The following is an 8144-nucleotide window of genomic DNA, read 5'->3' on the forward strand; positions in this document are numbered from 1 at the left end:
GATCTCCTGCGTCTGGAGGTTATCCGCGAAGGCAAGCGTCGTATGGTGGACATCCGCTCCGGCGTCCGTCCGTCCGAGCGCGAACTGGCCGCCAACAGCAATGAGCCGGGCAGCGCCGGCGGCGGCGGTGTTGTGCCGGGCGCGCCGGGCAAGGCTTCTGTGCTCGGGATGACTGTTGGTCCGCTGGACGACGTGGCGCGCAATCGGCTCAACCTGCCGGCGGAGGTTCGCGGCGCCATGGTCGAAACGGTCGATCAGAGCTCCGACGCGGGAACCAAGGGCCTTCGGCGGGGCGACGTGATCACACGGGTCAACGACCGCGCCGTGGCAACGCCCGCCGATCTGACCGCCGCCGTCGACGCCGCCAAAAAAGCAGGCCGCACAAGCGTCCTGGTGGGTGTCCTGCGCAGCGGCCGCACCGCGTTTCTGCCGATCAAGATTTCGGGGTAGTCTCCTGGCCTGACAAGGGCGGGACTCACATGCGGATCTTGATTGTCGAGGACGATCTTGAGGCGGCCGAGGCCATGGCGCGTGGCCTGACGGAGGCGGGTCACGAGTGTGTCCGGGGCGCAGACGGTCAGGAAGGCCTTGCCGCGGCGCAGGGCGGGGCCTTCGATGTCATGGTCGTGGACCGCATGATGCCGAAGATGGATGGCATCCAGCTGGTCGAAACCCTCCGCCGCGAGGGGGACCGTACGCCGGTGCTGTTCCTGTCCGCCCTGGGCGAGGTGGGCGACCGGGTTGACGGGCTTCAGGCCGGTGCGGATGACTATCTGGTCAAACCCTATGCCTTCCCCGAACTGATCGCCCGCATCGAAGCCCTGGCGCGCCGCCGCGACACAGGGTCCGTCCATACGATGCTCAAGGTGGGCGAACTGGAGATGGACCTGATCGCGCGCGCCGTTCACAGAGCGGGCAAGGCGATTGATCTTCAGCCCCGCGAGTTCCAGTTGCTGGAATTCATGATGCGCCACGCCGGCCAGTCGGTGACGCGCACCATGCTGCTGGAGAAAGTCTGGCACTATCACTTCGACCCCCAGACCAACGTCATCGACGTGCACATCTCCCGCCTGCGCTCCAAGATCGACAAGGGGTTTGACCGGGCCATGCTGCAGACGGTTCGGGGCGCCGGCTACCGGCTGGATGCCTAGCTCGATCACAGGATCGCCCTCGGGGTGTCCGGCATGAAGATGCCCCGCCTGTTCCGGACTACGCCATTTCGCCTGACGGTGCTGATCCTGGCGCTGTTCGCCAGCGCTGCCTCGGCCTTCCTCGCCTATATCTATATCGCCACTGCGGGCGAGGCGACGCGCCGCACGGATCGCGATATCCGCCGCGAGATGACCTCGCTGATCGGCGTGTACGACCGCGCCGGCCCGGATGCGGTCAACCAGGCCCTGATTGAGCGGGCGTCGAGCGAGAAGCCTTTTCTCTATCTGCTGCTGGCCAAGGATGGCCGGCGCATCTCCGGATCGATCGAACAGTCGCCGGTGGAAAATTTCACGGGCCAACCCGCCTGGGCCAGTTTCCAGGTGACCGACATCAATGCCCAGGGTCGCGCGGTGAAACATCCCGCCCGTGGCCTGCAGGAACGGTTGAAGGGTGGCGAGGTGCTGTTTGTCGGCGCCGATGCGGGCGAGGATGAGGCCTATCTCGCCAGCATTGTCGGCGCCTTGCAGGCCGCCGGGCTCCTGGTGCTGGCGCTGGGCCTGGGCGTGGGCCTGCTGGTCAGCCGCAATGTCTCGCGAAGCATGGTCAGCCTGATCGACGTGGTCGAGCGGGTGCGCAATGGCGAGACCGGGGTCCGGGCCCATGTCCGCGGCGCACGCGATGAGTTCGACGAGTTGGCCCAGGGCGTCAATGACATGCTGGACCGGCTGGAGCGCTCCATGGCCGGACACCGGCATGCGGGCGACGCGATCGCCCACGACCTGCGCTCGCCCCTGACCCGGCTGCGTGCGCGTTTGGAGGCGGCCTATATCGACGTGGAAGCCGGCAAGGGCAATGCCGAGGAGGCGCTGGCCCAGGCGCTGGAGGACACGGACGGGGTATTGAAGACCTTCGGCGCAGTTCTTTCCATCGCCCGACTGCAGGCGGCCGGTCAGGCGCCGAACCCGGTGGTCTTCGATCCGGCGGAGCTCGCGGCTGACATCTCCGAACTCTACGAACCCTTCTGCGAGGACAAGGATCTGGAATACGCCGCCGAGATCACCGCTGGTCTCACTGTGCGCGGCAATCGCGAATTCCTGGCGCAGGCCCTGGCCAATCTGCTCGACAACGCCGTGAAGTACACGCCCGCCGGCGGTGCCATCATGCTGCGGGTGCGGCGCAGGTCGTCAGGCGAGGTGGAGTTCTCGGTCACCGATACTGGCCCGGGCGTTCCTGACGAAGACCGTGAACGGGTGATCCAGCGCTTCGTGAGACTGGAGAACAGCCGCAATGAAGCCGGCGCCGGGCTTGGCCTCTCCCTCGTCGCCGCCGTGGCCGAGGCGCATGGCGGACGGCTGGAACTGTCGGAAGGTCCCGGCAAGGTCGGCGAAATGGGCCCGGGCCTGCGCGTGGCGTTCATCCTGCCAAGGGCGTAGAGCCTGTGCCCATGAGACTCGGCGACGCCATCAAGCCCTGCGGCCCCGTGATCGACGCCAAGGCGGCAGCGCGGGCGCGCGGTGTGATCGGCGAGGGGCTGGCGCTGCCGGAGGCGACCTGGGCAGCGCTTGATCCGGTATTCGCCGCGTCGCCCTATCTGATTTCGCTGGCCCGGCGCAATCCGGCCAGGCTGGGCGACCTCCTGGCGGACGATCCGACCGCCCGGCTGGAGGATCTGCTGGCCCGCACACGGGCGGTCTCTGACGGACTGCCCGGTGATGCCGAAAGCGTCCTGCGCCGCCTCAAACAGGAACTGCACCTGCTGACGGCACTGGCCGACCTGGGCGGGGTCTGGGATCTGGATCAGGTGACCGGCGCCCTGACCCGCTTCGCCGACGCCGCGCTGCGGGCGTCCCTGGCCGTCGCCGCCAGCCAGGAACTGGCGGAGTGTCGCCTTCTCCGTATTGCGGACCCCGACAATCCCGTCCCGGGCTGGTTCTGCATCGCGATGGGCAAGCAGGGCGCCTATGAACTGAACTATTCCAGCGACATCGATGTTTCGATCTTCTTCGACCCCGAGGCGCTTCTGGGTGTGACGGCACCCGGCGTGGAGCCGTTGGCGATGGCGCTTCGTCTGACCCAAAGGGTATCGGACCTGATGCAGGTCCGAACCGCCGACGGCTATGTGTTTCGCGTGGACCTGCGGCTGCGGCCGGACCCATCCTCCACGCCCCTGGCTGTCCCGGTTCCGGCGGCGCTGGAATACTATGAAACCGTGGGCCAGAACTGGGAGCGCGCCGCCTTCATCAAGGCCCGCGCCTGCGCCGGGGACCTGGCCGCCGGCCAGGCGTTTCTCGACGAACTGATCCCCTACATCTGGCGGCGAAATCTCGACTTTGCCGCCATCGCCGACATTCACGCGATCAAGCGCCAGATCCATGCTCACAAGGTGGACGAGCGAGTCTCGGCCGCCGGTGTAGATGTCAAACTGGGCCGCGGCGGGATCCGCGAGATCGAGTTCTACGTCCAGACCCAGCAACTGATCCTGGGCGGCCGCCACCCTGAACTGCGCAGCAACCGTACGCTGGACGCGCTTGGGGCCCTGGCGGCGGCGGGACATGTCAGCGCGGCCGCTGCGGCCCAGATGTCCGAGGCCTACATCTGGCTGCGCGCCGCTGAGCACCGAATCCAGATGATCGCCGACGAGCAGACCCATAGGCTGCCGGAGTCTGCGACAGACCGACGTCGGGTCGCCGCCCTGGCGGGTTACGATCAGCTTCGCGGGTTTGATCAGGCGGTCACGCGGACCCTCAGGGCGGTCAATGCCCGCTACGGGGAATTGTTCGCAGAGGCGGAGCAACTGTCGTCCCGGTTCGGCAGTCTGGTGTTCACCGGCGTGGACGATGATCCGGAGACGCTTGCCACCCTGTCTCGTATGGGATTTCCCGATCCGATGCGGGTCTCGCAAACCATCCGGACCTGGCATCACGGCCGCGCATCCGCGACCCGGACGGAACGGGGCAGGGAGCTGTTCACGCGGCTGGCGCCCCGGTTGCTCGAAGCCGCCCATGCCACGGGTGCGCCCGAAATCGCCTTCAGGCGGTTCGGCGATTTCTTCGAGGGGCTATCGTCCGGGGTTCAGCTCCAGTCCCTGTTTCTGGCGCAGCCCAGGCTGTTCGAACTGGTGGTGCAGGTACTGGCTTTCGCACCGCGACTGGCCAGCACCCTGGCCCGACGGCCCGCAGCGATCGACGCCATGCTGGATCCCGAATTCTTTGACCAGGTCGACGTCGCGCCCGAGCGCGCGCACATGGCCCGCGAAGTCCAGGCGGCCGGGGGGTTTGAGGGGGCGATGGACGCGGTGCGTCGCCTCCACCGTGAGCAGGCCTTCCGGATTGGCGTGCAGGTGATGAGCGGGTCGTCCAGCGCCGAAGCCGCCGGGCATGCCTTCGCTGAGCTGGCTGACCTGTGCATCGATGCCCTGGCGCCCGTGGCCCTCGCCGAAGCCGAGCGGCTCGGCGGCGACTTTCCGGGAGAAGTCGCTGTGGTCGCCCTGGGCAAGTGCGGCTCGCGTGAGATGAGCGCAACGTCAGACCTGGATCTGATGACGCTCTATCGGGCGTCTGACCCGACGGCGACGTCGTCGCTCAAGGGTTGGGACGGATCAAGCTTCTACGGCCGCTTTACGCAGCGGTTGATCGCCGCCCTGTCCAGCCCGACCACCGAGGGCCAGCTATATGACGTGGACATGCAGCTTCGGCCGTCAGGCACCAAGGGGCCTGTGGCGGTGAGTTTTGCGGCCTTCGCCGACTACTATCAGGGCGAGGCCGAGACCTGGGAGTTGCTGGCGCTGACCCGTGCCAGGGTGGTCTGGGCGAGCAGCGACGCCTTTGCCGACGCGGCCGCGGGCGTCATCGAGGCCGCCTTGCGCAGACCCCATGACCCCGCCCGAACAGCGGCCGATGTGCGGGAGATGCGCGAGTTGCTTGAGGCCGAACGGCCCCCAAAGGGTGATTGGGATCTCAAGCTGTCACCGGGAGGTCTGGTGGATATCGAGTTCACGGCCCAATTTCTGCAGCTGGTCCACGCCGATCGAGGCGGGCCGCTGTCGCCAAATACTTCAGCAGCTCTGGATGCGCTTGGCGCCGCAGGGCTGGCCGATCCGAAGGCTCTGGACGCACTCTCGGCGGCCTGGCGGTTGCAGCAGGACCTGACCCAGTTGCTCAAGGTGGCGCTGGGCGACGATCCGCAGCCGGACGACGAACCCAAGGCCTTTCAGGCGTTACTGGCACGAGCCGGAGGCGCTCGCAGCTACAGAGCATTGCGCAGCCGCCTGACCGGAGCGCGTTCAGCGGCGCGCGCCGCCTATCTGGCGTTGGTCAAGGCCTAGATCTCGAAGAACATGATCGCTCCCATCCGTTTAGAGCGGGTTGCGGGCGGAAAACCGGTTCCCACTTCTCCTCAATCCGCCCTGGCGCGCGACGGAAACGGTTTGATCGCCCGTACAAGTTTTCGGGGTGCGAAACTGAACCACCGAGGACCTATGAAACTGATCCTGCTCACAGCCGCTCTGGCCCTGACCGTCACGACTGCCCATGCCCAGCCGGGCCGGGGCGGTAAGCCGCCGAATCCGGATGCCGACAATGATGGCAAGGTTACCCTGTCCGAGTTCAAGGCTGTGGAGACCGTTCGCCAGGGGCGCATGTTTGCTCGACTGGACACAAACAAGGACGGCAAGATCACCCAGGCCGAAGTCGATGCCGTGGCCAAACAGGGCGAAGGCGACCGGCGCGGTGGTCGGATGGGCGGTATCATGCGTCTTGACGCCGACAAGGACGGCGCAGTCACGGCCGCTGAAGCTGGCGCCATGGCCCAGCGCCGGTTCGAAATGGCCGACGCCAACAAGGACGGCTGGCTCTCGAAGGAGGAGACGGCCATGATCCGGCAGAGGGCGCGCGGTGGTCCCGGACCCGGATAGACGCACTCCAGGAGCCAATGCGCTTGGGAGATTCGGACGACCAGCTGCTGGCGCGCGTTGCTGTGGGCGATCCCGCGGCAACGCGGGCTATGGTCGCTCGCAAACTGCCCCGCCTGCTGTCTCTGGCCGGACGCATGCTGGGCGACGCCGCCGAGGCGGAGGACGTCGCCCAGGAGGCGTTCCTGCGGATCTGGAAACAGGCTTCACGCTGGCGGCCCGGCGAGGCGCGGTTCGATACCTGGTTGCACCGGGTGGCGCTGAACCTCTGTTACGACCGGCTGCGTCGCCGGCGCGAGCTTGCATTTGCCGATCCGCCGGATCGTGCGGACGATGGACCGGCCCCCGACCGGGGCTTGCAGGCGGCGGATACCGGTCGGCGGGTGGGGGCTGCGCTTCAGTCGCTGCCGGATCGTCAAAGGGAGGCCATCGTGCTCTGTCACTATCAGGAGCTCGGCAACATCGAGGCGGCCGCCGTGATGGGCGTCAGCGTAGAGGCGCTGGAAAGCCTGCTGGGTCGCGGTCGACGCGCCTTGCGCGCCGCGCTCGCGGACATGAAGGGGTGAGGCCATGAACGCAGAACGGTTCGAAGCCCTGGCGGAAGCCTTTGGCGGTGATGTGGCCCGCTGGCCGGCTGCCGAGCGAGAGGCGGCGGCGGTGCTGATGGCCGCACGAACCGACTGGGCGCAGTCGGTACTGGGCCGCGCCGGCGAGGTCGACACGGCGCTGTACGCTTATGCGCCGCCTCAGACTTCCGTTGGCCTCGCGGATCGGATTGCGGCTACCGGGCCGCGGCCAGGCCGCAGGGGATGGATGGGTTTTCTTTGGCCCGCTGGCCTCGGCGCCGGGCTGGCGGCTGCCTGCGCCGCAGGGATTTTTGTCGGTGCCCACCTCTCTGCAGCGACAGTCTCTGCTGAGCCCCCGGAGTCTGTGACGATGGCCGTGAGCGATCAGGACTATGACTTCGACCTTGATGGGGAGGTGTGATGACCACACGCGCGCTCTGGGTCGCATTGTCGGTCTCGCTGGCGGTTAACGTCTTCATCGTCGGCGCCTTTGTCGGCTCGAGGCTATCGGACGGCCCCCGAGGGATGCCGATCTCAGCCAAGGGGCCGGACCCGAGAAACCGCAATCCCGTGGGGGCGGCAATTCGGGAGTTGTCGCCGGAAGCCCAGGCAGCCTGGCGCGCAAGATCACTGGAATTCTCAACGCGCACCGCCCCGAAAATGCGCGAGGCCCGAACCCTCAGTCAGGCGGCGTTCCGCAGTCTGGGTGATCCGGAATTCAGTCCTGACGCCGCGCGGGCAAATCTGGAGCGCGCACGAGCTCTGGAATTCGAGGGTCGTCTGGAAATGGATCGGCGGCTCGTTGCATTTGTGGAAACCCTCTCGCCCGCCGATCGCAGCCGGCTGGCCGAAGCCCTGGCCCGACCGCGTACGCCGCGAGGGGACAAGCCGCCGCAATAGAGCTGTCTGTCTCAGGCGGCGGCGGTTGAAACCGACACGGCCTCGCTTTGCCGCACCGGCAACGCGAAGGTTGCCACGGTGCCTTGCCCCGGCGTACTGCGAAGGTCGAGAAGTCCACCGTGCATCTCGACCAGGGATTTTGTCAGGGCAAGGCCGAGGCCGGTGCCTTGGGTTGTCTTGGAATGCTGGCTCTCCACCTGCTCGAACGGTCGCGCCAGGCGCTCGAGATCCTGCGGCAGAATGCCGATGCCCGTGTCATGGATGCTTATGCGGACCCGCTCGCCCAGGGCGTCCTCGCGCCGCTCACCGCGAATGCTGATGCGGCCCCCGCGTGGCGTGAATTTGATGGCGTTCGACAACAGGTTCAGCAACACCTGTTTCACGGCCCGATAGTCGGCTTCCACCTCTGGCAGATCGACGAAGTCGAGGATGAGGCTCAGGCCGGCGGCCTCGGCGCGGTTACGCACCAGCCGTAGCGCCTCTTCGGCAAGCTCCTCAAGACAGACCGGCTCGAATCTCAGGTTCAGCTTTCCCGCCTCAATCTTCGACATGTCCAGAATGTCGTTGATAAGCGCCAGAAGGTGCTGGCCGGAGCTCAGGATATCGCGCGCATAGTC

General features: G+C 66.8%; 9 protein-coding genes. 8 read left to right on the top strand and 1 reads right to left on the bottom strand.

What is annotated here, in order from left to right; all coding sequences use genetic code 11:
• The 8 genes from ACIQ42_RS12680 to ACIQ42_RS12715 form a co-directional block, all read left to right on the top strand.
• On the top strand, positions 1-450 hold a 450-nt coding region (locus ACIQ42_RS12680; RefSeq protein ID WP_397422557.1), incomplete at its 5' end, for a PDZ domain-containing protein.
• Between the two features lie 29 nt (positions 451-479).
• A complete protein-coding gene (locus ACIQ42_RS12685; protein WP_397422558.1) occupies positions 480-1151 on the top strand; it encodes a response regulator transcription factor in 672 nt (223 codons plus the stop codon).
• 33 nt (positions 1152-1184) lie between these two features.
• Entirely contained in the window at positions 1185-2585 is a 1401-nt protein-coding gene (locus ACIQ42_RS12690) for a sensor histidine kinase (protein ID WP_397422559.1), read from the top strand.
• 11 nt (positions 2586-2596) lie between these two features.
• Complete coding sequence (locus ACIQ42_RS12695) at positions 2597-5476, top strand: bifunctional [glutamine synthetase] adenylyltransferase/[glutamine synthetase]-adenylyl-L-tyrosine phosphorylase (RefSeq protein ID WP_397422560.1); 2880 nt, start codon at positions 2597-2599, stop codon at positions 5474-5476.
• 153 nt (positions 5477-5629) lie between these two features.
• Positions 5630-6064 carry an EF-hand domain-containing protein gene (locus tag ACIQ42_RS12700; RefSeq protein WP_397422561.1) on the top strand — a complete coding sequence of 145 codons (435 nt, stop codon included), beginning with the start codon at positions 5630-5632 and terminating at the stop codon, positions 6062-6064.
• A 17-nt stretch (positions 6065-6081) separates the two neighbouring features.
• Complete coding sequence (locus tag ACIQ42_RS12705) at positions 6082-6627, top strand: RNA polymerase sigma factor (RefSeq protein WP_397422562.1); 546 nt, start codon at positions 6082-6084, stop codon at positions 6625-6627.
• A 4-nt stretch (positions 6628-6631) separates the two neighbouring features.
• Positions 6632-7048, top strand: coding sequence for a hypothetical protein (locus ACIQ42_RS12710; RefSeq protein WP_397422563.1), 417 nt, complete (start codon positions 6632-6634; stop codon positions 7046-7048).
• A complete protein-coding gene (locus tag ACIQ42_RS12715) occupies positions 7048-7527 on the top strand; it encodes a periplasmic heavy metal sensor (RefSeq protein WP_397422565.1) in 480 nt (159 codons plus the stop codon). Before ACIQ42_RS12710 ends, ACIQ42_RS12715 begins: the two co-directional genes overlap by 1 nt.
• An 11-nt stretch (positions 7528-7538) precedes the next feature.
• Here the strand turns inward: ACIQ42_RS12715 and ACIQ42_RS12720 are convergent.
• A partial coding sequence (locus tag ACIQ42_RS12720) for a sensor histidine kinase (RefSeq protein ID WP_397422566.1) occupies positions 7539-8144 on the bottom strand: 606 nt, incomplete at its 5' end.

This window comes from Phenylobacterium sp., assembly GCF_044372605.1.
In the GTDB taxonomy this organism is placed as follows: domain Bacteria; phylum Pseudomonadota; class Alphaproteobacteria; order Caulobacterales; family Caulobacteraceae; genus Phenylobacterium.

Coding starts and splice junctions, on each gene's coding strand:
- ACIQ42_RS12685 (WP_397422558.1), top strand. CDS start 480: ATGCGGATCTTGATTGTCGAGGACGATCTTGAGGCGGCCGAGGCCATG.
- ACIQ42_RS12690 (WP_397422559.1), top strand. CDS start 1,185: ATGAAGATGCCCCGCCTGTTCCGGACTACGCCATTTCGCCTGACGGTG.
- ACIQ42_RS12695 (WP_397422560.1), top strand. CDS start 2,597: ATGAGACTCGGCGACGCCATCAAGCCCTGCGGCCCCGTGATCGACGCC.
- ACIQ42_RS12700 (WP_397422561.1), top strand. CDS start 5,630: ATGAAACTGATCCTGCTCACAGCCGCTCTGGCCCTGACCGTCACGACT.
- ACIQ42_RS12705 (WP_397422562.1), top strand. CDS start 6,082: ATGCGCTTGGGAGATTCGGACGACCAGCTGCTGGCGCGCGTTGCTGTG.
- ACIQ42_RS12710 (WP_397422563.1), top strand. CDS start 6,632: ATGAACGCAGAACGGTTCGAAGCCCTGGCGGAAGCCTTTGGCGGTGAT.
- ACIQ42_RS12715 (WP_397422565.1), top strand. CDS start 7,048: ATGACCACACGCGCGCTCTGGGTCGCATTGTCGGTCTCGCTGGCGGTT.